Source organism: Arcticibacter tournemirensis (genome assembly GCF_006716645.1).
Taxonomy (GTDB): domain Bacteria; phylum Bacteroidota; class Bacteroidia; order Sphingobacteriales; family Sphingobacteriaceae; genus Arcticibacter; species Arcticibacter tournemirensis.
In genome coordinates this window covers 2,437,601-2,459,257 of record NZ_VFPL01000001.1, presented here as the reverse complement: position 1 = coordinate 2,459,257, position 21,657 = coordinate 2,437,601, and the positions used below count along the sequence as shown (strand labels likewise).

Genomic DNA, 21,657 nt, shown 5'->3' with positions numbered 1-21,657 from the left:
GCAACCTTCTTGTAATTAAGAAACCAAAATATCTGTTCTGCTGTTACTGACAAAGAAAAATTCATAAGATGACGAAATCAGACAACCAGGGCTTTTTTGATAATATTGCCACAACCATCACATCATGGACAGGCAGCTCTTTCGCTTTTCTGACGGCAGCCGCTATTGTTATCGTTTGGGCCGTGTCTGGTCCATTCTTTAATTTTTCAGAAACATGGCAACTGGTGATAAACACAGGAACCACAATCATCACGTTTCTTATGGTTTTTATTATCCAAAAATCACAGAACAAAGATTCAAAAGCGGTACAGCTTAAACTGAATGAATTGATTGCGGCGAACAGGCATACCAGTAACAGGATGGTCGATATAGAAGACCTCACGGAAGATGAACTGAATAACCTGCGTGACTTTTATAAAAGGCTTTCCGACCTTGCCGAAGAAGAAGACGATATTCATCAGTCGCATTCAATAGACGCAGCCGAAAAGCTGCAAAGGAGCAAGAGCAGAATCAGAGAAAACAGGCTCAACAAGAAAAAACAAAACCAGCTTTGTAAAAAATGTATTGTAAAAAATTCCTTTTTTGAATAGTTATAGAGGAAGACTGAACCAGAAAGTGGAACCTTCATTTACCTTACTTATGACGCCCATTTCGCCACCGTGCCTCTCGACAATCTGCGAAGAAATAAACAATCCAAGCCCGAGGCCCTGAAATGATTCCCTAACACTTTGAACGCGGTAGAACCGACCAAAAACACTTCTGATCTCATTCTCGGGTATCCCTATCCCGTAATCAGTAACAAAGATTTTCAAAGTGCTATCTTCTACCGCGGTTGTAACAGATACGGAGCTGGCATCGGGCGAGTACTTTATAGCATTTGATATGAGATTTGTTACCACCTGCCCTATTCGTTCTCTGTCACCGTGTATAACCGCCGAGGGACCAAGATCTGTTACGATCTGATGTTTGTCGCACGATCCTTGTATCCCCTCCACTATTTCGTAAACAAGATCATTGAAATCAAAATCCGAAACGTTGAGGTTCATAATACCCGACTGGAGTTTGGTAACATCCAGAAGATTGAATATCATCCCCATAACCCTGTTTATCTGCTTGTCTATTTTATTTACAAGGATAGTAGATGTTGCATTATTCTCTTTCTTCATCCGCATTTCAAGCACCTGCGTATACGCCTTCAGGCTTGTAAGGGGGGTCTTTAACTCGTGCGAAGCAATGCCAATAAAATCCTCCATCTGACGTTCACGCACCACCCTGTCTGTCACATTTGAAAAATTCAGGACAAGACATTTCACGAGCGGCTCTTCCATCAGGTTAATAATAGTGCTATCAATCCAAATGACATGACCGTTTTTATGCTTAAGCTGGTGCAGAAATTGAATGCTTTTTTCCGGATGCGATGCTATCTGGTAAAACTTTTCCTTAACATTTGTAATCTCTTCGGGCATCAGCAGCGACCAAAGCTGCTTCCCTAGCAAATCCTCGGCTGAGTAGCCCGTTACGCCCACCACAGAAGGACTGTTATATACAATCTCTCCGTCCAGTTTCAGCATCATAATACAATCTGAACTCTTTTCCACGAGGATTTGGAAAACCCTCCTGTGTTCATCCAGTTTTTCTGAAGCTCTGTCCTGGAGAAAGCTTAAGCTTGCCAGAAAGAAACACTCACCAAGAAAGACGATGATCTGCAGAGCTTCATTAGGTGAAAGTCGAAAGCCATTTTGTGGAGAAAGGGAAAAATAGCTTATCGCAATGGATGTTAAAACACTTGCAAATATTGCCGGTCGGCTTCCATAGTACCTTGTGATAAAAATAATCACTGCAAAATAAAGCAGAAACGGCGTCTCTCCTCCTACAGTCGAAAACAAACAAATTTTTAAAACAGTAACAACAGCAACCAAAAGAAATGCGGTTACATATTTCAGGTACGTAGGTTTACTGGTGTAGTCAAAAAAACTATAGTTCCACATTTCGTTTAAAACTCACGCAAATGAATTTTTAGTTAAAATACACAGAAGCAAACTAATTTCAAATGTATTAATGAATATTTCTTTAAATATTAGCATTAACGCAAACTTACGATATTATCAATATCGTAAGCCTCCGTATAAACACGCGAAATCAAGAAGGAAAAACACGTAGTAAAGAAACTTAATATTGCGCAAACAAAAAAAGCGGGCAGATGTTCAACACTTTAACTTATTGTTATCGCCGCATGAGATCAAACACCCTGGACGTTTTGAGCAGCTTAATCGAAATCAATACTGAACGAGTTCTGGCCTATGAACGCACACTTATCGAATTAAAGAAAGAAGAAGAAAGACCCGATATTATAACCTTATTCGACAACCTGGCCAGGGAAAGCAATACTTATAAACAGGCATTAAATGCCTCTTACTAGTACTGTATTGCTTTGAAATCCCTGCCTTAACTAAATTCTTAAAAGGATTTTGTACGTTTGCGCCTTTAGCTGCAAAGAATGAAATACAAAAGTCTGCTCCTTTATACTGCACTCTGTTTTACAACAGTTTCATGTACCGTAAGAATAAGCCAAACGGAAGGCGTATCCACTGATATCACCAAATCCGGAAAACTATGGGCCAGTTTATGGCAACAGCGGGCTGCCGAATATGACGCCCTGTGTTTTCAGGCTTATAATGTTGCAAAGTTGCGCCTTGATAATTCGATAAACGCAAGCCATCCAAAACCACTGGCTATTGTAACAGACATTGACGAAACGGTACTCGACAACAGTCCAAACGCCGTGCAACAGGCCTTACTGGGAAAAGACTTCGAACAGGAAGCGTGGTATAAGTGGACCAGTAAGGCTGCTTGCGACACAGTACCGGGCTCATACTCTTTTTTTAAGTACGCCGCCTCTAAAGGGGTTACCGTCTTCTATATCACCAACCGCGACGAACGCGAAAGGGAGGCTACATTGAAAAATCTTCAGAAGTACGGCTTTCCTAATGCCGATAACGAACATTTACTTCTCAAACAAGCTACTTCAGGAAAGGAGAGCAGAAGAAAGTCGGTTTTAACAACACACGAAATCATTCTGCTTATAGGCGACAACCTTAGCGACTTCGCCTCCCTGTTCGACAAGAAACCGGAACAGGAAAGACAGGCTGTTACACAGAACCAGTCAGAGAATTTCGGAAAGCTTTTTATTGTACTGCCTAACGCAACATATGGCGATTGGGAGAATGCAATATTTAAATACAATTACCAGTTGAGCCCGGCTCAAAAAGAAGAGTTAATAAAGAATTCATTACAAAAAGAGTAGGGCTTATTCCGCCAACAGAATAAGCCCTACTTTTTTTTATCTTTTTTTATACTCCCAGAGTTTTCTCCACATCGTCAGTTGCAGACGCGAAGTCTTTAGATTGTGCAGACTTTACTGCATTTCTTCCCTTTTCGGCAAGCTCACCGGCTTTCTCTTTTGAAGACCTGTACATATCTTTAAACCATCCGGCAAGCTCTTCCCTGTTCTCTTCGCCACTGTCCGGAGAAAGTAAAAGTCCTGCTACTGCACCCACTGCGACTCCTGCAAGCAACGCTGCTATAATTTTTGTTTGATTGCTCATTCTGTTTATGATTACTAATTAATACTTGTAAGTATAACAAAAAGAACTCTTAAGTGTTGAAAATTTTAAAATATTGACTTTCGGAGAGTCGAACTGATGCTTTCCGGCCTTAGAAGGCAAGTATAAAATTCAAATACTTTTATTGTTTATGTAACTAATATCCAGCGAACTCTGTAAAAAGGTATATCATTTTACAAGTATGGGATTTAGTTGGGGACGAGTTCTTGCAGGCACAATATGTTTATTTGCATTTTGCACTGCAGCAGCTCAGCAAAGAGAAGTATCGGGCAGATATCCGTTAGAAAAAAATCAAAAATCATTACAATTACAACTAGGAACTTCAGGAGCCGGCCTTGATTTTAAGTATCAGCTCTCAGAAAGACTGACAGGCAGAGCCGGAGTTACTGCAGCAATATTTTCGATGTCTGGCCTTTTCAATGGAACTGACTTTAAATCTGATTCAAAATTGTCGGGCCGCTTTTCAAATGCCCATATACTGGCAGATATTACACCTTTTAAAAAATTCAGGGCAATAAGAGCTGTCGCCGGAGCAGCCTATTTCATGCAGGCGGAAGGTAATCTATTTATAAAACCGAGCGAAGTTTATCACTACGGAGACATCCCTGTTACCGGCGATATGCTGGGAGATGTAACCATGGATATCACTTGGAAGGGGTTTGCTCCTTATATCGGTCTTGGCATTATTAAGAACTTTCCCAGGAAAAAGTTCAACCTCAATCTCGACGCGGGCACTTACTATCTTCAGCAGCCCAAAAGTACTATTACAGGTACCGGACTGCTTGAGGGAAATAAAGCCCAGGAGCCGGTATTACAACGCAATATTCGCGCATACCGCCTACTTCCACTGCTTCAGTTGAATTTTAACTACAAATTATAACACTACATTAATGAAACTTAATCTACCGGCCGGAATTGTCGGCACTATTCTTTTTTTTATCATATCGGCCTGTACCAACCCTGTCGAAGACATTAAGATAATCATCGATGGGAATGTCATTAAAAGTTCCGCCCTCATCCGCATTGTCGATCCACAACAGCCTGAAAGCGTCCCAGCGAACATTAGCCTTGCAATCGGCGGCAAGGACTCGGCATATGTTTACGAAATCTCGGGGAAGAAGACGTTTAAAGTGAAAGATGGAATGATCTCAATAGGGCTTGATCCTTCGAGAAATGTTAACGAATCGAATCCCGGCGAATGTATCATCAGCGTTTCAGCACCGGGCTATCTGGCTGTTAACGAAGTAGTGTCTTTCACTTCACAGCAGAGTCAGCAGATTATTACGATCAATCTTATTAAAGCCATAAATCCACCTGCCGGAGTGTCAATAGTTCAGAAAACTGTTAACCTCAACAGCAATACGGTGGGAAGCCCGTTCAGCATTGAAACGCCCCTTAAAAACAAAAAGGAGTCGGTAAAAGCAAGTTTTAGTAAAGGAACGGCTTTCATGATGGATGCAAAGGCGACAGAGGGAAAAGTCCTTGTTCTTACGCTTTCTCATTTCGACGCTCATAATCCCTCTTCTCTCCAGTCATTTCCAGGAGGTTTTTTATCGGCAGGAGCGAAACTTCCCGACGGTAGTACAGGAAATATTAATTTTAGCACGGGCGGCTTTTTCCAGCTCCAATTGACGGTAGATAATCATACCGTAAATGCAACGAACGCTGCTTTTGCTATGTCAGCAACGCTGGATGCGCAACTTGTAAATCCCCTTACCAATAAAACCATAGCACCCGACGATAAAATCGGACTATGGTATTTTCAAAAAGCAACCGGAAAATGGACTTATCTGAAAGATATCACACTATCCTTACAAGGCGGAAAGCTTATGGCCGATTTCACCGCTGGTCAGACAGGTTGGTATAGCTTATGCTGGTACAAAGTATCCTGCCTTAATACATTACAGGTCAACATAGTAACGCCTCAAAGCAACGCCGGCAACCGCTACATCGCAGCATTCTTTAATTCATCCGACTTCTTCCCCTATTACACCTGCCGTTTAGATCTTACAAACAGCAATACCAGTCTGAACTATAAAAATCTGCCGCAAACAACTACCAGAGTAAGGATATTTGAGTTTGCAGCATTCGATCTATGGAGAAACTCGGGTTCTGGAACCAGTCTTCCACCTGTTATCGCCGAAAGCCCATGGATAGAATCATGTGTTGACAAACCCCTCACCCTCACCATCCCTGATATTCAAACCGTTGAAATAACCCTGGAATTTATCGGATTTTGCCCCGCCAATCCGAATATGGATATCAGGCCATCGATGTATATATTCTACCGTGAATCAGGCACATCCGGCTATCAGTATCTCGGATATATGGATAAAGGAAAGCTTGTGACCAAAGAACTGCAGTTAGGAAAATCATACGATTTTAAAAGCACGTATGATGGCGAGGTTATTACTGTTACCCGAAAAATGGAGCAGGCATTGTTAAGGGAAAGAGTAAAGTTACCGGAAAGCACCTGCAAAGGATTTTAGTGCTCGTTCCGTAGTTTCACAAAAAAGAAGCCGCCTCATTATTATAATGAAGCGGCTTCTCGTTTCTGGTGGCTTAAAGCCTATAAGAAAACTATTTTTCTTTATTCTTGATTTCAGTTACTTCGTTTCTGATTTCCTGTGCCAGGGTTTTAATTTCCTGTAACGCTTTGCGAACACGGGTACCTGCAGCGCCGCTGTTCTTGTTGTAAAATTTGTCTGCATCTGCTTCCATAGAAGCCACAAGCTCTTTTAATTGATTAAATTTTTCCATAATGTTAAATCTTTTGCAGCAAATATATATTTTTAAACGAATAAGTGCTTATCTCCGCAAAGAGAAAATTTCTTCTTTTTTCAACATTTTAACAATATTGACGCTGTTTTTAAAGAAAAATGCCATTTAGCAATCTCTCAACTGCCGCAGTACTGTTATCCGAAGCCTACTTTTTCAATCGTTCTTACTTCTTTCCGAACGCAGCAAGCCCGCTGTCTAAAAATTTAAGATAGCTGGCGGGGTCGTAATCAGCACCGACTGGTGGTACTAATACTTTACCTGAATGATCAAGAAGCACGTAAAAAGGCTGTGAATTTGCATTGAACTTCGACGCCTGAAAATCACTCCACTTGTTACCGATCGTCTTGATCTTTTTCCCGCTGAACTTCGAAACATACTGTTCTTCTGCAGGAAGCTCACCTTTATCGTCAACGTATAGCTGAATGAGCACATAGTCGTTTTGCAGGCGACTGAGCACCTGCTTATCAGGCCATACCGTAGTCTCCATTTTACGGCAATTCACGCAGGCATGTCCGGTAAAATCAATCATTACGGGTTTACCTGTCTGCTTAGCATATGCCATTCCCTCTTCGTAGTCGAAGAATGCATCGAGCCCTAAAGGTGCATGGAACAGATCGGCATATTTATGCTTCGAACCAGATTTTGCCGTTTGTCCCGAGCCGCCGCCACTTAGGCTGGCTGTGTAAAGATCAAAATCCTGCGTGCTTTGAGGGGGCAGGTATGCCGAAACAGATGTAAGCGGAGCTCCCCATAACCCGGGCACCAGATAAATGGCGAAAGCAAATACAATAACCGACAAGAAGATGCGGGGAATAGATATGAAGCTTAACTCTGTATCATGTGCAAATTTTAGTTTTCCAAGAAGATAGAATCCCATCATCACTGCGATAACAATCCAGAGTGAAAGAAATACCTCTCTGTCAAACCAGTTCCAGTGGTAGGCCAGATCAACATTCGAAAGGAACTTCAACGCAAAACCAAGCTCAAGGAATCCCAGTACAACTTTCACGCTATTGAGCCAGCCGCCCGATCTGGGTAGCGACTTAAGCATAGATGGAAACATAGCCAGCACTGCGAAAGGGATGGCCAGGGCCAGCGAAAAACCAAACATTCCGACAGCCGGCCCCAAAAGAGCACCCATGCTGGCGGCCTGCACCAAAAGGGTTCCAATAAGCGGCCCTGTACACGAAAAAGATACCAGCGCAAGCGTAGCAGCCATAAAGAAAATCCCCGACAGACCTTTGTTGTCGGCCTTGGAATCGAGCTTATTGGCCCATGATGATGGAAGGGTTATTTCAAACGCACCCAGAAACGAGGCCGCGAAAACTAACAGAAGGAGAAAAAACGCGAAATTAAATATTCCGTTTGTAGAGAGATCGTTCAGGGTGTCCGCTCCAAAAATCACCGTTATCAGCAATCCAAATACTACATAGATAACTATAATGGAAATGCCGTATAAAATAGCCTTACTTACTGCCTGCCTTCTGCTGTCGGCGCTCTTGGTAAAATAGCTCACCGTCAGTGGAAGCATCGGAAATATGCACGGCATAATTATAGCCGCCAGTCCCCAGGCAAAACCTGCAATAAATATAAGCCAGAGCGACTGCTGCTCCGCGGATTTATCTGCCGGTGCACTGACCGCAGACACCGTCTGCGTTGCTTTGGCAGCCTTAACAGTATCCGTGTCGGTTACTGCACTGCCCGTACCATCGGCAGGAGCTTCAGCAATATCAGTAAATTCTATATCATCCACCGGGATAGCACCGGCAGTATCCTGCGCCTGTACCATACTTGCAGAATTTACCGCAAGAATCATAAAGACAACTAAATATCGTAATAATCTCATCCGTAAAACAATTATTTTACAGGGATACTGAACTCAACTTCTTCAGGAGGAAGACACTGATGATCGTCGCATGCCATAAATTCAAGCTTGCCCTTTACGGCCGCCTGGGCAGCATTAAGTTTTACCCTCTGCTGGAAAACTACAGACTTTTCAAAGTAGCTTACATTCATATTAAAGGTCTTCTCAAATTTACTTACCGGTTTTGGTTCGATAGTCTTCCCCTGCACGGTGTATGTTTTAGACGGACTGAATGTAAAGCTGGTCGGTATTGGCCCCCCCTCTCCTACATGCTGCGAATAGATATGCCAGCCATTCTCAATAGTGGCTTTAATTAATACTACTGCTTCGGTTTTACTAACGCGTTTGGCGGCATACGACCATTTTACAGGTTTTAATATTTGCGCATGAAGGGTGCTGCTTAAGAGCCCTACTAATACAAACAAGACAATTTTTCTCATATTGGGTTAATTCGACAATTAGAAACTACAAATATCAGCCTTTTTTACCGGCTCTTCAGAAAGAAAACAGAGATATACGTTTTTTATTACGGTGTAATAACAATAAAAGGATCAGGACGGCCTGCTTATTATCAGTGCGTAACGATTTGAATACATATCCAGCTAAAATAAGCATTAATTTTAAGTATGTATAATCGTACCGAAACTGGGGATCTATTGTAAAGTAACCATGTTCTAACCGTGAAGCCATCACCTTCGGAAATCCTTCGACATTCCGCCTATGTTGGTTGCGGAAATGGCGATGCGCTCCCTTTGTTTCGCCGGAGGACTGAGCAGGGGGACTGCAAACGGGTGACTTGTTGGTCAGATAATGGTCGGTCGCAAGGTAATCATCAATAAAAATTCTTAAAACGCCCTAAAGGCATCGATCTATATTAAGCAAAATGATACTTTTGGAGTAAAAGCGGTGTTAAATATTCATTTAAATACTTCTGTTGAATGTATACAAGGGAACAGGCTTCGCAAATAAAACAGGCTTTCTGGACTACTTTTGGACAATATGTCTCCCCTCACCGTTCGGCTGAAGGGTTAAAAACGAACTGGGTAAATTATAAAACGGGACTGAAACATGTGTATTTCAGAATGCAGGCGGACAAAAAACTGGCGTGGATAGCCATTGAGATCACCCATGTGGATGAAGGCATCCAGGAGCTGTTCTTTGAACAATTTCTGGAGTTTAAGCCGCTGCTGCGCGAATACCTTGGCGAAGAATGGGAATGGCAACTTCATGATAAAGACGACAATAACAAAACAATCAGCAGAATCTATACGCAGCTGCCGAACGTGAGTATTTTCAACAAGGACGACTGGCCACAGCTTATTTCATTCTTTAAACCACGTATCTTTGCATTGGACAGGTTTTGGTCTGACGTAAAAGACGGCTTTGATGCCCTAAGATATTAATCCGTAAATAACCATGGATATTAACGAGTTAAAACCAGGTAATCTGATAAAAGTGCAGCCGAGGGAAAACCAGGAAGGACTGCTTCTTGTGCAGGAGATCCAGCATTCTACGGTTATCTGCGAAATGATCAGTCCCCGTAAGGGATATCTTTTCAGACTTAAGCCCGTGGAAATAACGCCTGTGCCAATATCAGACGATTGGCTGATGAAAGCTGGCTATACTCCCGGCATGTCCACAGGTTATTGGTCGGATAGCAGAGGTGCTGCTTCATACCTGTCGAAAAACAACGAAGGACGGCTTGATCACCCTGATTCAGTTAACATAAAATACGTCCATGAACTGCAGAATGAATATCTGCGTTTAACAGCAAGCACATTAACAATCATCAATTAGCAGCTTATGAAACCACAGATAACAATCGAATATTGCCCTCGTTGCGGCTGGATGCTGCGCGCAGCCTATATGGCCCAGGAACTTCTCACTACTTTTTCGGAGGAGCTGCACGGCGTTTTGCTACAGCCAAGTGACGTTAGCGGAACCTACCAGATCAGGGTAAATGAAACACCCGTTTTTGACCGCGAAACGGAAAGCCGCTTCCCTGAAATCAAAGAACTGAAGCAACTCATACGCGACATAGTGGCCCCTGATAAAAGTCTCGGACATTCGGACAAGAAATAGTGTCTGGTAGTTAGTATCTGGTATCAAGTATCAAGTAACAAGTATCAAGACAAAGCAACATATTATCGCTTGTTCGCACTGGCATAGAAAAACTTATAGCCGCAATCTCTTGATACTTGAATCTTGATACTTGATACTTGATACTTGATACTTGAATCTTGATACCAGATACCTTATTCAACTTTCCCTAAACAAAAACAGCTTTTCGCATATTCTAATTATGCAAAACTTACTACCATGACAAAACTCACTGCAACGACGGTTAAAGGCCAGTTAGAAGAAATAGAATTCATAAAGAAAGTAAGAGAGCTGTCTGACAAGATAGGCCACATCAAGATCGCGATGCTTACTACCAGCGATGCCGCGGGAAAACTTGAAAGCAGGCCTATGTACACCTTCGAAATCGAAGACGATGGGCTCATATGGATGTTTGCATCAAAAGATTCGCGGAAAGTTTCAAATATAGAAGCAAACCCACAGGTGGTTCTCAATTATAGCCAGCCCGACACCGACCTCTATATCACCGTGAACGGCACGGCAACTGTAACAACCGACCCTGTTAAAATAGAGCAGCTTTGGAGCGATCGCTACCAGGTGTGGTTTCCTTATGGAAAGACCGACCCTAATCTATGCCTTTTAAAAATCGTTCCTGAAGAAGCTGAATACTGGGACACCCCGGATCTCCTGGTATCACAAATTATATCCCTGGTAAAAAACACCCTTGCCGGAAACCCCCACGTAGAGGGCGAAAACAAGAAAATAGAATTTTAAGTAGAAGGACGTGAGTTGCGGGTTGCAGGCGTTGAAAGTTAGGGGTTATGAGTTATGAAACCTGGAGAAACTTTTTGGCCCACAACCTGCAACTCACAACTTTCAACTTTCAACTCTAAACTCTAAACTCTCAACTCTCAACTCTCAACTCTAAACTCTAAAGGTATACATTCGTAATTCCGTCGCCGCCGCGGTCGGGATGTTCATCTTCCATGCGTGAAACATGTGAATACTTCCGTAGATAGTCACGCACCAATTTTCTCAGGATGCCGTCGCCCTTTCCATGGATGATCCGGAGGTTTGAAAATCCCATCATCAGCGCCTTGTCGAGATACTTTTCAATCTCATACAATGCTTCCTCCCCCCGCATTCCCCGTATATCAATTTCAGGCCTGAATTGAGCAAGGTCCTCTGTAATCCCTGATGAGTATGATCTGCGGATCTCTTTTGGCACTTCCTTCTTAGCAATCTTCTGTACACGCTTCCTTTTTACTACCGACCTGAGGTCGCCAATGGCCAGGATCACGTTTTCCTTTGTAACATCGATAATCTGTCCGATCGTTTCAGAATCTGTCAGCTTCACCCAATCACCGGCAGCAAGTTCTGTTGGCGCTGCTTCAATCGTTTGCGCCGGCACCTCTTTCTTTTCCGCATGCTTCTCTAGTTCCTTCCGCAGGTTTTGCCTGAGCTGCTGCGTATGCTCCTTATCCGCCTTATTTTGTTTTATTTCGGAAATCGTATTCTCAACAAGCTTGTTAGCGTTGAGAATGATACTCTGCGCTTCCTTCTTGGCATCCTTTAAAATAGCTTTACGGTTCTCTTCAAGATAGCTTTTCAGCTTCTCGTTCTCCTCCATCAGCATATTTACCCGTCTTTGCTGCTTTTCAACCGCTACACGCGTCTCAAGGAGCTCCTTCTTATCTCTTTCGAGGTCTACCAGCAGTGTATCCACTCTCTTCTGGTGTACGCCGATCTTGCTTTTTGCAGCATTTAGTACATGCGGAGGCAAACCTATTTTCTGAGCAATCTCAAAGGCGTAAGAACTGCCCGGTTTCCCCATCTCCAGAATATAAAGGGGCTGCATCTCGAGATTATTAAACATCATAGATGCGTTCTCAAGCCCTTCGGCAGCATTTGCAAATACTTTCAGGTTCGAATAATGCGTGGTGATCACTCCCCTCACCCTTTTCCTGTTCAGCGTTTCAAGAACCGCTTCTGCTATCGGTCCGCCGAACTGCGGATCCGTCCCGGTTCCAAACTCATCGATCAGGATCAGCGTTTTCCCGCCCGAATTTTCGACGAAGTATTTCATCTTCGACAAATGTGCACTATAAGTACTGAGATCGCTTTCGATAGACTGGTCATCACCAATGTCCGCAAATATCTGTTTAAAGATGCCCACCTTCGAGCTTTCGTCAACCGGTATGAGCAATCCCGCCTGGACCATGATCTGAAGCAGGCCTACCGTTTTCATACAAACCGACTTTCCCCCTGCATTCGGACCAGATACTACGATGATCCGCTGCTGCTCGTCGATGCTTATATTTAAAGGAACAACAGTTTGCCCCTCTTTTTTTAAGTTAAGAAAAAGCAGTGGATGACGTGCATTCACCAGCCTTAGTTCGGGTTGTGTGCTGAGCTGCGGCATGTCGCCTTCGGTCTCTATCGCGAACATAGCCTTAGCCCGTACAAAGTCGAGCTTGGTTAACAGACCGTGGTACGACAGCAATAAAGGGACATAAGGCCTTAGCTCGCTGCTGAGCGCCGTTAATATCTTCACAATCTCACGACGCTTTTCAAACTCAAGATCCCGGACCTGGTTATTGAGCTGAAATACCTCCTCCGGCTCGAGGTACACCGTCTGCCCCGAAGCTGATTCGTCATGTACAAACCCTTTTATTTTCCGCTTATTTTCAGCCAGCAGAGGGATACATATACGTCCGTCGCGGATGGTTAACGAACCGTCGGCTGTCCAGCCACTGTTTTGAGCGTTCTTAAAAATATGATCTATTCTTTTACGGGCCTCCTGCTCGGCTTTAGCGATTCCCGAAATAATATTCTGTAACTCCGGCGACGCGTTAGGGCGTATCTTGCCCTTTTCGTCAATCACAAACTCAATACTCTTTATAATCTTTTTTTCGATCTGGAGATGCTCAAAAAGAGCTTCAAGGTTGGGATACCGCCCTTCCCTCTCATTAAAATAGCTGATAACGGAGAACACCGTCTGCAACGACAGGAGCACCTGGTGAAACTCCGCTTCACTTAAGAATGCGCCTTCTACCCTGATCTTCTCGGCGAGCGACTTTATATCAAACAAATGCCTGATAGGCAGAGGAGAATCATTTTCGAGGATCTCCTTAAACTCGCGTGTTTGGCGTAAGAACTTATTTATGTTTTCATAACTCGTCATCAACTGCATCCGGTCTACCATCTGCACGCCCATGTCACTAAGGCAATGCGATTTGATGAGCGACTTTATCTCAGTAAATCCAAGTTTATCTAATGCGTTTTGCGGGTAAATCATTCAGTCTTCTTCCTTCCTTCGTCTTTTCCTTATTGTGCTGATATTTTTCGTAGCGGACGTGCCGGCCTCAGAAGTGTATCTGCTGGCGGCCCAGCTACCATATTACGTTTCCTGCTTGTGGTATCTTTCTTAACGATGAACTTGTTAAACGGCCAGTACGGCAATGTATCGATCCTGAATCCTTTGTTAATAGAGTCACGTTTCAATTCCTCCTTCATCATTAAAGAGTCCTTCAGTTTCTGCTGCTCTGCTTTGAATCTCTTTTCATCTACTGCCCTTGCCTCAGCATCTATTCGTTTCAGGCTGTCATTAACTTGTTCGTACATCAGTTGCAGCTTATCGGGATGCCTTGTATAATACTGGAGGCTTTTTCGAACCTGAACAGAGTCCGTATCATATTTCTTATAGACCGACCGGTACATGGCATCTACCGTCCCCCTGCTCGAATCAGCATAATAAACAGAAGCATAACCGTCTGCAAGATGAATATCAATTAATACATTAATCATCTCATCCTGCTTAATAATTCCGTCGGGAACATCATCCCAACTGCAGGCAGAAAAAAAATTGATCAGAAAAAACAATGCCAGTAAACGCTTCATTTATTAATTTAGCCGTGAATTCGCGTTAAAAATACATATAAATGAGCATTGCAGCCAACTTGACAGAATTAAAGAATGAAGTAGAGCGTTTACACGTAAAGCTTATAGCGGTTTCCAAAACCAAATCTGAAGAAGAGATTATGGAAGCCTATAACGCCGGACAGCGGGTATTTGGTGAGAATCAGGTGCAGGAACTGGCTGACAAATACGAACACCTCCCCAAAGATATTGAGTGGCATCTTATCGGACATTTGCAAACCAATAAGGTAAAATATATTGCTCCTTTCATACATCTTATTCACTCTGTCGACAGCCTAAAGCTGCTGAAGGAGATTGATAAACAAGCATCGAAGAATAACCGCGTGATCGACTGCCTCCTTCAGATCTATATTGCCGACGAAGAAACAAAATTCGGTCTGGGCTTTGATGAAGCTATAGAATTGCTTCGGTCTGACGAGTTTGCAGAATTGAAACATATCAGGATCACAGGCGTAATGGGTATAGCAACCAATACAGACAATGAAAAGCAGATCAAAGATGAGTTTTATGAGCTTCGGACTTTCTTTACAGGCCTCAAACACTCGTTCTTCAGAAACCAGGACCACTTTAAAGAAGTCTCCATGGGCATGTCATCAGATTATAAGGAGGCGATAAAACAGGGCAGCACAATGATCCGCGTAGGAAGCACTATATTTGGAAAAAGAGGGAGTTAGTTCTGGTATCAAGTATTTAGTAGCAAGTATTTAGTAGCAAGTATCAGGATTGGATTTATGGATACTTGATACGTCAGGCACTATATATTTGATACCAAAGCGATAGTCAAACCAGTGTTCTCAAGTCTTGCTACTTGACACCTGATACTAAATACTTGATACCTGATACTAAATACTTGATACTAAAACATGACAATAAGAGCAGCAGAGAGAGCAGATTGCCCCAGGATTATGGAACTGGTGCATCAGCTGGCCGTATTTGAGAAAGCGCCGCACGAAGTTACTGTAAGCCGCGCAGAATTCGAAGAAGCCGGCTTTGGGACGAATCCGGTATGGAAGGCCTTCGTTGCTGAGGTTAATGGAAAAATCGAAGGATTTGCTCTTTATTACGTCCGGTTCTCTACCTGGAAAGGCTGCAGAATGTACCTTGAGGATCTGTATATAACGGAAGATTTCCGTGGCCTTGGCATCGGCAAAAGACTTTTAGAAACACTCATGCAGGAAGCCAGAGAAAAGGGATTTAACGGCATTACATGGCAGGTACTCGAATGGAATGAACCCGCGATAAAGTTTTATAAAAGATATAACGCCCGTTTTGATAATGAGTGGGTCAATGTATCTGTTGAATTGAATGAACACAGCAAAACCAGCTTACAGGAAATTATTTAACTCATATACACCGTTAAAATAAATATTATACAGCTGAAGGCTGATAACTGAACGCTAATTACAAAATGATTGAAGTATATAAATTTGGGGGTGCCTCTGTTAAAGACGCGAACGGCGTAAAAAACCTCTCTACGATTGTTAATCAAACGAAGAACAAGCAGCTTCTTATTGTAATATCTGCAATGGGCAGAACAACAGATGCACTTGAAAAACTAACGAAAGCTTATTTTGAAGGACTCGATACCGTCTCCGAAATATTCGGAAGTATCAGGGCCAGCCACGAGGCGATAGCCGACGAGCTTTTCCAGGATAAAGATCATCCCGTATTTAATGATATAGCGAACACATTTGTAGAAATAGAATGGATCCTGGAAGACGAACCTTTCGACTTCGACTATATCTACGACCAGATTGTGTCTGTCGGCGAGCTGCTGTCGACAAAGATAGTAAGCCATTATCTTAACTATGCAGGTATAGACAACCAATGGGTAGATGCCAGGAACTATATCCAGACAGACAACACCTACAGGGAAGGAAAAGTGGACTGGACCAAAACATCACATCTGATAGAAAGCCAGTTGACCGCACTGCTGCAAAAGAAACCGGTGATAACACAGGGCTTCATAGGAAGCACCTCCGAAAATTTCACAACCACCCTGGGACGGGAAGGTTCTGACTATTCGGCCGCTATTTTTGCATCCTGCCTAAAAGCCGGAGCCGTTACCATCTGGAAGGATGTTCCCGGGGTATTGAATGCCGACCCGAAATGGTTCGATCAGACAGAACTCATTCCTCAGCTCAACTACCACGATGCCATTGAACTTGCGTACTACGGAGCAACAGTTATTCATCCGAAGACTATAAAGCCACTGCAAAACAACAGCATACCTTTGCATGTGCGGTCGTTCTTAAATCCCCAGGCCGAAGGGACAACCATAAGCAATACTGGAAAACCCCTGCCAATACCTTCATTCATATTTAAGGTAGACCAGGTGCTGATATCCATCCTGCCTAAGGACTTTTCATTTATCATTGAAGAGAACCTCAGCCACATCTTTGATATCCTGCACAAGTATAAGATCAAGGTAAATACAATGCTGAACTCAGCGCTCAGCTTTTCTATCAGTGTTGATAACGACGAGGAGAAAATCACGAAGCTGATCACTGCGCTATCCGTCACCTATAAGGTGAAGTATAACAAGGATATGGAGCTGGTTACGATCCGCTATTATAACCAGCAAACCATCGACCGCGTCACAGAAAACAAGAAGGTATTGCTTGAAGTTAAAAGCCGCCATACCTGTCAGATGGTAATGAAGGATAATAACTGATTCGTTGAATAAACAGATTCTGGATAAGGAAGTACAGGAATTCATCAGGTTGCACCTGCATGACGATATTACGCATATCGCTCTGCAGAAAAGCCCCTTCCCTGGACTGGCCTCCGCAGAGCTCGCTGTACAGATAGACAGCAAAAAACGATGTGAGAAAAAACTTCCTCTATGGTTCGCCACTTCCGGCATTTACTTCCCTCCTAAGCTGAATATAGAGCAGGCTTCATCTGAATTAACTGCTCAGTATAAAAGTCGCTTAGTGAAGGGGAATGTAGTATTGGACATGACCGGCGGATTCGGAGTAGATGCGTTCTATTTTGCAAAACAATGCGGCATGGTATACCATATTGAGCAAAATGACGAGCTCTCTGCGATAGCTGAACATAATTCATCCGCCTTAGGGGCAACTAACATCCGGTTTCTGCAGACCGACAGCATCCATTTCCTTAAATCTGGCGCCGAAACTTTTGATACGATATACGTCGATCCGGCAAGGCGGATACAAACACGAAAGGTATTTCTATTAAAAGACACCGAGCCCGACGTTGTAAGCCACCTTCCGCTGTTGCTCTCAAAGGCTTCCAGGATAATCATAAAGACCTCCCCCCTTTTTGATATACAATCAGGACTTAAAGAACTACATAATGTTTCCGGCATCCACATTGTCAGTATAAAGAATGACTGTAAGGAATTGCTATGGATTATAGACAGAGACTTCATCGGCGAGCCTCTCATCACCTGCACTGCACTAGGCCGACCGGCGCCATCATCTTTGACGTTCAGATATAGCGGGGAAAAGCAAACACAGCTTTCCACGTTCTCTGATCCCCAGGAATACTTGTACGAACCAGACGTCGCTCTTTTAAAAGCCGGATGCTTCAAAATAACCGCATCGGAATTCGGGCTGACCAAGCTCCACCCTAATACTCATTTGTATACTTCAGATCGTTTGAACAGCGCTTTTATAGGAAGGATTTTTAAAGTTACAGGTACCATTGATTATGCAGACTTTGCAAAAAGCAAGACTCCGGTGAAAGCAAATATCAGCATCCGTAACTTCCCCCTTTCGGTGGATGCTCTCAAGAAGAAACACAAGCTCCGGGATGGCGGCGATAAATACCTGATTTTTACAACAGGAGCTGCAGGACAACGTATCGTGATCGAAGCTGTACGCCAGGAGCTATAAAACAAAAAAGCCCCTCGCGGGGCTTTAACTAATTAGTATGGTTATGTAACTTAAACTTTCTTCACATTTACAGCCTGTAAGCCTTTACGACCTTCGGCAACTTCAAACTCTACGTTGTCATTATCACGTAAAGCATTTACGCCACCCTGAATGTCTTTAAAATGTACAAAGATCTCTTTACCGTCTTCCTGTACAATAAAACCATAGCCTTTTTCAGCATTAAACCATTTAACTTTTCCAGTTTTCATAAAATATAAAAAAATAAAATTATTACTAAATCACCGTAATTATTGTAGCTGAAAAAGAAAAAAAGATTTATTTATCAGGTAAATTAAGAACAGGAGATTTATTCAAACTTAGATAAAATAATTTTTATATGCAATATGCTGAAATGCCTATAAAATATTTTACACTGAGATTTTACTACGCTTCTTTTACTTGTTTGGCTGCGGCGTAAACCTTAGATACGGCTTCACAACCCGGTGTCCTTTTGGAAACTTCGACGGGATATCTTCCGTTTTTATAGAGTTTACAACCACAACATCCTCGCCATCCTGCCAGTCGGCCGGAGTTGCTACACTGTAGTTCGCCGTAAGCTGAAGAGAATCGATCACACGTAATATCTCCTGGAAATTTCTGCCCGTCGAGGCAGGATAGGATATAATAAGCTTCACCTTTTTGTCAGGGTCAATAACAAAAAGAGAGCGCACAGTATGCGTTTCGGATGCATTTGGATGGATCATACCATATGCCTCAGCTACTTCCTTGCTTTCATCGGCAATGATCGGGAAGTTTACCTCTACGTTCTGGGTTTCGTTAATATCCTGGATCCATCCCTGGTGCTTATCAACCGGATCAACACTCAAAGCAATGACCTTTACGTTGCGTTTTGCAAATTCATCACTAAGAGAAGCCGTCCTGCCAAGCTCTGTCGTACAGATCGGTGTATAATCCGCGGGATGTGAAAACAGAACCACCCAGCTGTCGCCGGCATAGTCATAAAAATTGATCTCGCCCTGAGATGTAAGGGCCGTGAAGTTTGGGGCAACATCGCCTATTCTTAAGCTCATATAGATATATATTTAGTATTGTTACTTACACTATCTCTACTAAATTAGTAGATTGATATCTAACAAACAACATATAGCTATGTTTAGAAGAGAGAAGATTGTTTTTTTACAAAATCAGGAGATTTGAGCTGCGTTCCCAACTTCTCATTCAGCTTGCGAATAGTGTAATCGGCCAGAATCGGGGTGTCTTTTTCGTCGTGCTGATGCAGGAAAAAATATACCGACTGGAGGCCCTGCCCTGCCCATGATGAAATCCTTTCTATCCATTCGTCTATACGGGTGTAATCAGTGGGATGAAGGCCGTTTCCAACAAACCGAATGAAAGCATGAGGAGTTGGAAGTTCCATATGCACACAATCTCTTCTGCCTGTCGCATCTGTAATGATGGCGCCCTTCTTCACCTCTTTCAGTAGTTTAAATAAGGCTTGTCTCGCTTCTGCGTCTTCGAACCAGTCCTTATGCCGCACCTCCACAAATACGTCCAGGTCCCGCGGCAACGTATACAGGTAATCTTTAAGCACATCGATATTCTTCGGTCCGAAGTTGTCACTTAACTGAAGGAACGATGGCCCCAGATAAGGCCCGAACTCATAGATACTCTCCAGATACCTGCTGGTGTCGTCTTCAGCATTTTTCAAACGCCGGATATGACTTATGCTGCGGGTAAACTTAGGACAGAACTTAAAGTCTTTATTTTCGGCTTCCGCCTTTTCTCTCCAGGTTTTGATCTGTTCTTTTTTTGGCATATTATAAAACACAGCATTCAGCTCTATTGAGTTGAAGTGTTTTACATATTCGTCCAGGAACCTGGCTTCTTTCGTTTTTTCAGGATATATCAGGCCAAGCCATTCTTTCCTTCCCCACTTTGCACAGCCCACATATATCTGTGGTTTGTCCAACCTGGAAGACTGTTGAAGAATCTCCTTTGTAAGCGGGCTATCCTCAGGAAGGGCGAAATCAATTTCGGAGATCTGCTCCGCCGGTACTTTTCCAAAATCCATCTTGTTCAATGATAGGTGACACTAGATACAAAGGAACAAAAAAAGAGGGAACCAAATAAATGATTCCCTCTTTTATGTCTGTAAGTGAAGCCTATTTTACAGCATCAACGATTGCTTTGAAAGCTTCAGGCTCGTTCATTGCAAGGTCGGCTAAAACTTTACGGTTCAGGCCAATTCCTTTTGCTGTTAACTTACCTATTAACTGAGAATATGAAATTCCATGGTGACGGGCACCTGCGTTAATACGCTGAATCCATAAAGCTCTGAATTCTCTTTTCTTGGTCTTACGGTCACGGTATGCATACTGCAAACCTTTTTCTACCGTGTTTTTAGCAACGGTATAAACCTTGCTTCTTGATCCCCAATAACCTTTGGCTAACTTAAGGATCTTCTTTCTTCTTCTTCTTGACGCTACTGCGTTTACCGAACGTGGCATGTTGTTTTGATTTTTGGCAGGCGGCGCTGCGTCTTACAGCAGTCTTACTACCGGTTGCCTGGTTAAATAATAATTACTTCCCGATGCAAAGCATTCTCTTTACGTTTCCTAAGTCAGCTTCTGAAACCAGACTGGTGTGACTTAAGTTACGCTTACGTTTAGTAGACATCTTTGTTAAGATGTGGCTCATAAACGCGTTCTTCCTTGCAATTTTACCGGTTCCAGTAAGCTTAAAACGCTTTTTTGCACTGGAATTGGTCTTCATTTTTGGCATAACTCTGTTTTTATTGTTTATTTTTCAGTATCAAGTAGTTAGTATCAAGTATCAAGACTTTAATCTTCAACTTTGAGCCTTATGCTTTCAGCTTTGTGCTTTTAACTTTTAACTTTTAACTCTCAACTTTTAACTCAATTTACTTTTTCGCCTTCGGTCCAACAATTAAAAACATCCGTTTTCCCTCCAGCTTTGGCAGCTGTTCAACCTTGCCAACTTCTTCCAGAGCCTGTGCAAAACGTAGCAGAAGTATTTCACCCTGTTCCTTGTATACAATGGCTCTGCCTTTAAAGTGAACGTATGCCCTCACCTTCTCTCCATTTTCCAAAAAGCTTATGGCGTGCTTCAGCTTAAACTGAAAGTCATGCTCATTGGTATTGGGGCCAAAACGAATTTCTTTAATTACCGTTTGCTTGGCATTGGCCTTTATCTCTTTAAGCTTTTTCTTTTGCTCATAGATAAATTTATTGTAATCAATTACCCTGCAAACCGGAGGACTGGCGTTGGGAGAGATTTCAACTAAATCAAGCTCCTGCTCTTCAGCTATTGCCCTTGCTTCGCTTAAAGAGAATATTCCCTGTTCAACGTTCTCACCAACCAGGCGAACCTGGGGTGACCTGATGAACTCGTTAATATTATGCTCAGCCTCTTTTTTCTTAAAAGGAGGTCTCGGTCCCCGTGGACCTTTGTTAAAACCTGGTCTTCCTAATGCCAAATTTAAAATCTA

Annotated in this window: 26 protein-coding genes; 13 read left to right on the top strand and 13 right to left on the bottom strand. The window is 42.8% G+C overall.

Translation table 11 applies throughout. From position 1 onward, the window contains the following. Positions 1 to 68: 68 nt before the first annotated feature. The gene (locus BDE36_RS10260) at positions 69 to 590 is read left to right on the top strand and encodes a low affinity iron permease family protein (RefSeq protein ID WP_128769088.1); all 522 of its coding nucleotides are present in this window, start codon (positions 69 to 71) and stop codon (positions 588 to 590) included. Here the strand turns inward: BDE36_RS10260 and BDE36_RS10255 are convergent, their stop codons facing one another. Further along, positions 591 to 1,988 carry an ATP-binding protein gene (locus BDE36_RS10255; RefSeq protein WP_141814783.1) on the bottom strand — a complete coding sequence of 466 codons (1,398 nt, stop codon included), beginning with the start codon at positions 1,986 to 1,988 and terminating at the stop codon, positions 591 to 593. 245 nt (positions 1,989 to 2,233) lie between these two features. Between BDE36_RS10255 and BDE36_RS10250 the strand changes: the two genes are divergently transcribed. Then, positions 2,234 to 2,419, top strand: coding sequence for a hypothetical protein (locus BDE36_RS10250; protein WP_141814782.1), 186 nt, complete (start codon positions 2,234 to 2,236; stop codon positions 2,417 to 2,419). Positions 2,420 to 2,497: 78 nt separating this feature from the next. Then, positions 2,498 to 3,304, top strand: coding sequence for a 5'-nucleotidase, lipoprotein e(P4) family (locus tag BDE36_RS10245; protein ID WP_141814781.1), 807 nt, complete (start codon positions 2,498 to 2,500; stop codon positions 3,302 to 3,304). 46 nt (positions 3,305 to 3,350) lie between these two features. Here the strand turns inward: BDE36_RS10245 and BDE36_RS10240 are convergent, their stop codons facing one another. Further along, positions 3,351 to 3,605, bottom strand: coding sequence for a YtxH domain-containing protein (locus BDE36_RS10240; protein WP_128769092.1), 255 nt, complete (start codon positions 3,603 to 3,605; stop codon positions 3,351 to 3,353). 199 nt (positions 3,606 to 3,804) lie between these two features. On the opposite strand from BDE36_RS10240, the gene BDE36_RS10235 reads away from it, so the two are divergent. Together BDE36_RS10235 and BDE36_RS10230 are read left to right on the top strand one after the other, a co-directional pair. Beyond that, on the top strand, positions 3,805 to 4,503 hold the full coding sequence (locus BDE36_RS10235) for a hypothetical protein (protein ID WP_141814780.1): 699 nt from the start codon (positions 3,805 to 3,807) through the stop codon (positions 4,501 to 4,503). 10 nt (positions 4,504 to 4,513) lie between these two features. Further along, positions 4,514 to 6,112, top strand: coding sequence for a hypothetical protein (locus tag BDE36_RS10230; protein WP_141814779.1), 1,599 nt, complete (start codon positions 4,514 to 4,516; stop codon positions 6,110 to 6,112). Between the two features lie 91 nt (positions 6,113 to 6,203). Here the strand turns inward: BDE36_RS10230 and BDE36_RS10225 are convergent, their stop codons facing one another. The 3 genes from BDE36_RS10225 to BDE36_RS10215 form a co-directional block, all read right to left on the bottom strand. Continuing rightward, positions 6,204 to 6,383: a histone H1 gene (locus BDE36_RS10225; RefSeq protein WP_128769095.1), complete on the bottom strand. Its 180-nt coding sequence runs from the start codon at positions 6,381 to 6,383 to the stop codon at positions 6,204 to 6,206. Between the two features lie 184 nt (positions 6,384 to 6,567). Further along, positions 6,568 to 8,250: a protein-disulfide reductase DsbD family protein gene (locus tag BDE36_RS10220; RefSeq protein ID WP_141814778.1), complete on the bottom strand. Its 1,683-nt coding sequence runs from the start codon at positions 8,248 to 8,250 to the stop codon at positions 6,568 to 6,570. Positions 8,251 to 8,261: 11 nt separating this feature from the next. Beyond that, positions 8,262 to 8,708: a protein-disulfide reductase DsbD domain-containing protein gene (locus BDE36_RS10215; protein ID WP_128769097.1), complete on the bottom strand. Its 447-nt coding sequence runs from the start codon at positions 8,706 to 8,708 to the stop codon at positions 8,262 to 8,264. Positions 8,709 to 9,206: 498 nt separating this feature from the next. Between BDE36_RS10215 and BDE36_RS10210 the strand changes: the two genes are divergently transcribed. The 4 genes from BDE36_RS10210 (at position 9,207) to BDE36_RS10195 (ending at position 11,121) form a co-directional block, all read left to right on the top strand. Continuing rightward, positions 9,207 to 9,671: a DUF4268 domain-containing protein gene (locus BDE36_RS10210; protein WP_128769098.1), complete on the top strand. Its 465-nt coding sequence runs from the start codon at positions 9,207 to 9,209 to the stop codon at positions 9,669 to 9,671. A 13-nt stretch (positions 9,672 to 9,684) separates the two neighbouring features. Beyond that, positions 9,685 to 10,065: a hypothetical protein gene (locus BDE36_RS10205; RefSeq protein WP_141814777.1), complete on the top strand. Its 381-nt coding sequence runs from the start codon at positions 9,685 to 9,687 to the stop codon at positions 10,063 to 10,065. A gap of 6 nt (positions 10,066 to 10,071) precedes the next feature. Further along, entirely contained in the window at positions 10,072 to 10,350 is a 279-nt protein-coding gene (locus BDE36_RS10200; protein WP_128769100.1) for an Rdx family protein, read from the top strand. A 237-nt stretch (positions 10,351 to 10,587) separates the two neighbouring features. After that, a complete protein-coding gene (locus BDE36_RS10195) occupies positions 10,588 to 11,121 on the top strand; it encodes a pyridoxamine 5'-phosphate oxidase family protein (protein ID WP_128769101.1) in 534 nt (177 codons plus the stop codon). A gap of 157 nt (positions 11,122 to 11,278) precedes the next feature. Here the strand turns inward: BDE36_RS10195 and BDE36_RS10190 are convergent, their stop codons facing one another. Then, positions 11,279 to 13,645 carry an endonuclease MutS2 gene (locus BDE36_RS10190; RefSeq protein ID WP_141814776.1) on the bottom strand — a complete coding sequence of 789 codons (2,367 nt, stop codon included), beginning with the start codon at positions 13,643 to 13,645 and terminating at the stop codon, positions 11,279 to 11,281. 29 nt (positions 13,646 to 13,674) lie between these two features. Next, positions 13,675 to 14,247 carry a DUF4296 domain-containing protein gene (locus BDE36_RS10185; RefSeq protein WP_128769103.1) on the bottom strand — a complete coding sequence of 191 codons (573 nt, stop codon included), beginning with the start codon at positions 14,245 to 14,247 and terminating at the stop codon, positions 13,675 to 13,677. Between the two features lie 41 nt (positions 14,248 to 14,288). Between BDE36_RS10185 and BDE36_RS10180 the strand changes: the two genes are divergently transcribed. The 4 genes from BDE36_RS10180 (at position 14,289) to BDE36_RS10165 (ending at position 18,149) form a co-directional block, all read left to right on the top strand. Continuing rightward, positions 14,289 to 14,960, top strand: coding sequence for a YggS family pyridoxal phosphate-dependent enzyme (locus BDE36_RS10180; protein ID WP_128769104.1), 672 nt, complete (start codon positions 14,289 to 14,291; stop codon positions 14,958 to 14,960). Between the two features lie 189 nt (positions 14,961 to 15,149). Further along, entirely contained in the window at positions 15,150 to 15,629 is a 480-nt protein-coding gene (locus BDE36_RS10175) for a GNAT family N-acetyltransferase (RefSeq protein ID WP_141814775.1), read from the top strand. A gap of 68 nt (positions 15,630 to 15,697) precedes the next feature. Further along, positions 15,698 to 16,960: an aspartate kinase gene (locus tag BDE36_RS10170; protein ID WP_141816555.1), complete on the top strand. Its 1,263-nt coding sequence runs from the start codon at positions 15,698 to 15,700 to the stop codon at positions 16,958 to 16,960. A gap of 4 nt (positions 16,961 to 16,964) precedes the next feature. After that, the gene (locus BDE36_RS10165) at positions 16,965 to 18,149 is read left to right on the top strand and encodes a class I SAM-dependent methyltransferase (protein WP_128769106.1); all 1,185 of its coding nucleotides are present in this window, start codon (positions 16,965 to 16,967) and stop codon (positions 18,147 to 18,149) included. A 50-nt stretch (positions 18,150 to 18,199) separates the two neighbouring features. Here the strand turns inward: BDE36_RS10165 and BDE36_RS10160 are convergent, their stop codons facing one another. From BDE36_RS10160 to infC, 6 genes are all read right to left on the bottom strand, one after another. Beyond that, a complete protein-coding gene (locus tag BDE36_RS10160) occupies positions 18,200 to 18,397 on the bottom strand; it encodes a cold-shock protein (RefSeq protein ID WP_128769107.1) in 198 nt (65 codons plus the stop codon). Positions 18,398 to 18,583: 186 nt separating this feature from the next. Next, positions 18,584 to 19,219, bottom strand: coding sequence for a peroxiredoxin (locus tag BDE36_RS10155; RefSeq protein WP_128769108.1), 636 nt, complete (start codon positions 19,217 to 19,219; stop codon positions 18,584 to 18,586). Between the two features lie 83 nt (positions 19,220 to 19,302). Beyond that, the gene (locus BDE36_RS10150) at positions 19,303 to 20,220 is read right to left on the bottom strand and encodes a DUF72 domain-containing protein (protein WP_128769109.1); all 918 of its coding nucleotides are present in this window, start codon (positions 20,218 to 20,220) and stop codon (positions 19,303 to 19,305) included. A 91-nt stretch (positions 20,221 to 20,311) separates the two neighbouring features. Beyond that, a complete protein-coding gene (gene rplT / locus BDE36_RS10145) occupies positions 20,312 to 20,656 on the bottom strand; it encodes a 50S ribosomal protein L20 (RefSeq protein ID WP_128769110.1) in 345 nt (114 codons plus the stop codon). Positions 20,657 to 20,729: 73 nt separating this feature from the next. Continuing rightward, on the bottom strand, positions 20,730 to 20,930 hold the full coding sequence (gene rpmI, locus BDE36_RS10140; RefSeq protein WP_128769111.1) for a 50S ribosomal protein L35: 201 nt from the start codon (positions 20,928 to 20,930) through the stop codon (positions 20,730 to 20,732). 139 nt (positions 20,931 to 21,069) lie between these two features. Continuing rightward, positions 21,070 to 21,645, bottom strand: coding sequence for a translation initiation factor IF-3 (gene infC, locus BDE36_RS10135; protein ID WP_128769112.1), 576 nt, complete (start codon positions 21,643 to 21,645; stop codon positions 21,070 to 21,072). Between the last annotated feature and the right edge of the window lie 12 nt (positions 21,646 to 21,657).

Coding starts and splice junctions, on each gene's coding strand:
- BDE36_RS10260 (WP_128769088.1), top strand. CDS start 69: ATGACGAAATCAGACAACCAGGGCTTTTTTGATAATATTGCCACAACC.
- BDE36_RS10255 (WP_141814783.1), bottom strand. CDS start 1,988: ATGTGGAACTATAGTTTTTTTGACTACACCAGTAAACCTACGTACCTG.
- BDE36_RS10250 (WP_141814782.1), top strand. CDS start 2,234: ATGAGATCAAACACCCTGGACGTTTTGAGCAGCTTAATCGAAATCAAT.
- BDE36_RS10245 (WP_141814781.1), top strand. CDS start 2,498: ATGAAATACAAAAGTCTGCTCCTTTATACTGCACTCTGTTTTACAACA.
- BDE36_RS10240 (WP_128769092.1), bottom strand. CDS start 3,605: ATGAGCAATCAAACAAAAATTATAGCAGCGTTGCTTGCAGGAGTCGCA.
- BDE36_RS10235 (WP_141814780.1), top strand. CDS start 3,805: ATGGGATTTAGTTGGGGACGAGTTCTTGCAGGCACAATATGTTTATTT.
- BDE36_RS10230 (WP_141814779.1), top strand. CDS start 4,514: ATGAAACTTAATCTACCGGCCGGAATTGTCGGCACTATTCTTTTTTTT.
- BDE36_RS10225 (WP_128769095.1), bottom strand. CDS start 6,383: ATGGAAAAATTTAATCAATTAAAAGAGCTTGTGGCTTCTATGGAAGCA.
- BDE36_RS10220 (WP_141814778.1), bottom strand. CDS start 8,250: ATGAGATTATTACGATATTTAGTTGTCTTTATGATTCTTGCGGTAAAT.
- BDE36_RS10215 (WP_128769097.1), bottom strand. CDS start 8,708: ATGAGAAAAATTGTCTTGTTTGTATTAGTAGGGCTCTTAAGCAGCACC.
- BDE36_RS10210 (WP_128769098.1), top strand. CDS start 9,207: ATGTATACAAGGGAACAGGCTTCGCAAATAAAACAGGCTTTCTGGACT.
- BDE36_RS10205 (WP_141814777.1), top strand. CDS start 9,685: ATGGATATTAACGAGTTAAAACCAGGTAATCTGATAAAAGTGCAGCCG.
- BDE36_RS10200 (WP_128769100.1), top strand. CDS start 10,072: ATGAAACCACAGATAACAATCGAATATTGCCCTCGTTGCGGCTGGATG.
- BDE36_RS10195 (WP_128769101.1), top strand. CDS start 10,588: ATGACAAAACTCACTGCAACGACGGTTAAAGGCCAGTTAGAAGAAATA.
- BDE36_RS10190 (WP_141814776.1), bottom strand. CDS start 13,645: ATGATTTACCCGCAAAACGCATTAGATAAACTTGGATTTACTGAGATA.
- BDE36_RS10185 (WP_128769103.1), bottom strand. CDS start 14,247: ATGAAGCGTTTACTGGCATTGTTTTTTCTGATCAATTTTTTTTCTGCC.
- BDE36_RS10180 (WP_128769104.1), top strand. CDS start 14,289: ATGAGCATTGCAGCCAACTTGACAGAATTAAAGAATGAAGTAGAGCGT.
- BDE36_RS10175 (WP_141814775.1), top strand. CDS start 15,150: ATGACAATAAGAGCAGCAGAGAGAGCAGATTGCCCCAGGATTATGGAA.
- BDE36_RS10160 (WP_128769107.1), bottom strand. CDS start 18,397: ATGAAAACTGGAAAAGTTAAATGGTTTAATGCTGAAAAAGGCTATGGT.
- BDE36_RS10155 (WP_128769108.1), bottom strand. CDS start 19,219: ATGAGCTTAAGAATAGGCGATGTTGCCCCAAACTTCACGGCCCTTACA.
- BDE36_RS10150 (WP_128769109.1), bottom strand. CDS start 20,220: ATGGATTTTGGAAAAGTACCGGCGGAGCAGATCTCCGAAATTGATTTC.
- rplT (WP_128769110.1), bottom strand. CDS start 20,656: ATGCCACGTTCGGTAAACGCAGTAGCGTCAAGAAGAAGAAGAAAGAAG.
- rpmI (WP_128769111.1), bottom strand. CDS start 20,930: ATGCCAAAAATGAAGACCAATTCCAGTGCAAAAAAGCGTTTTAAGCTT.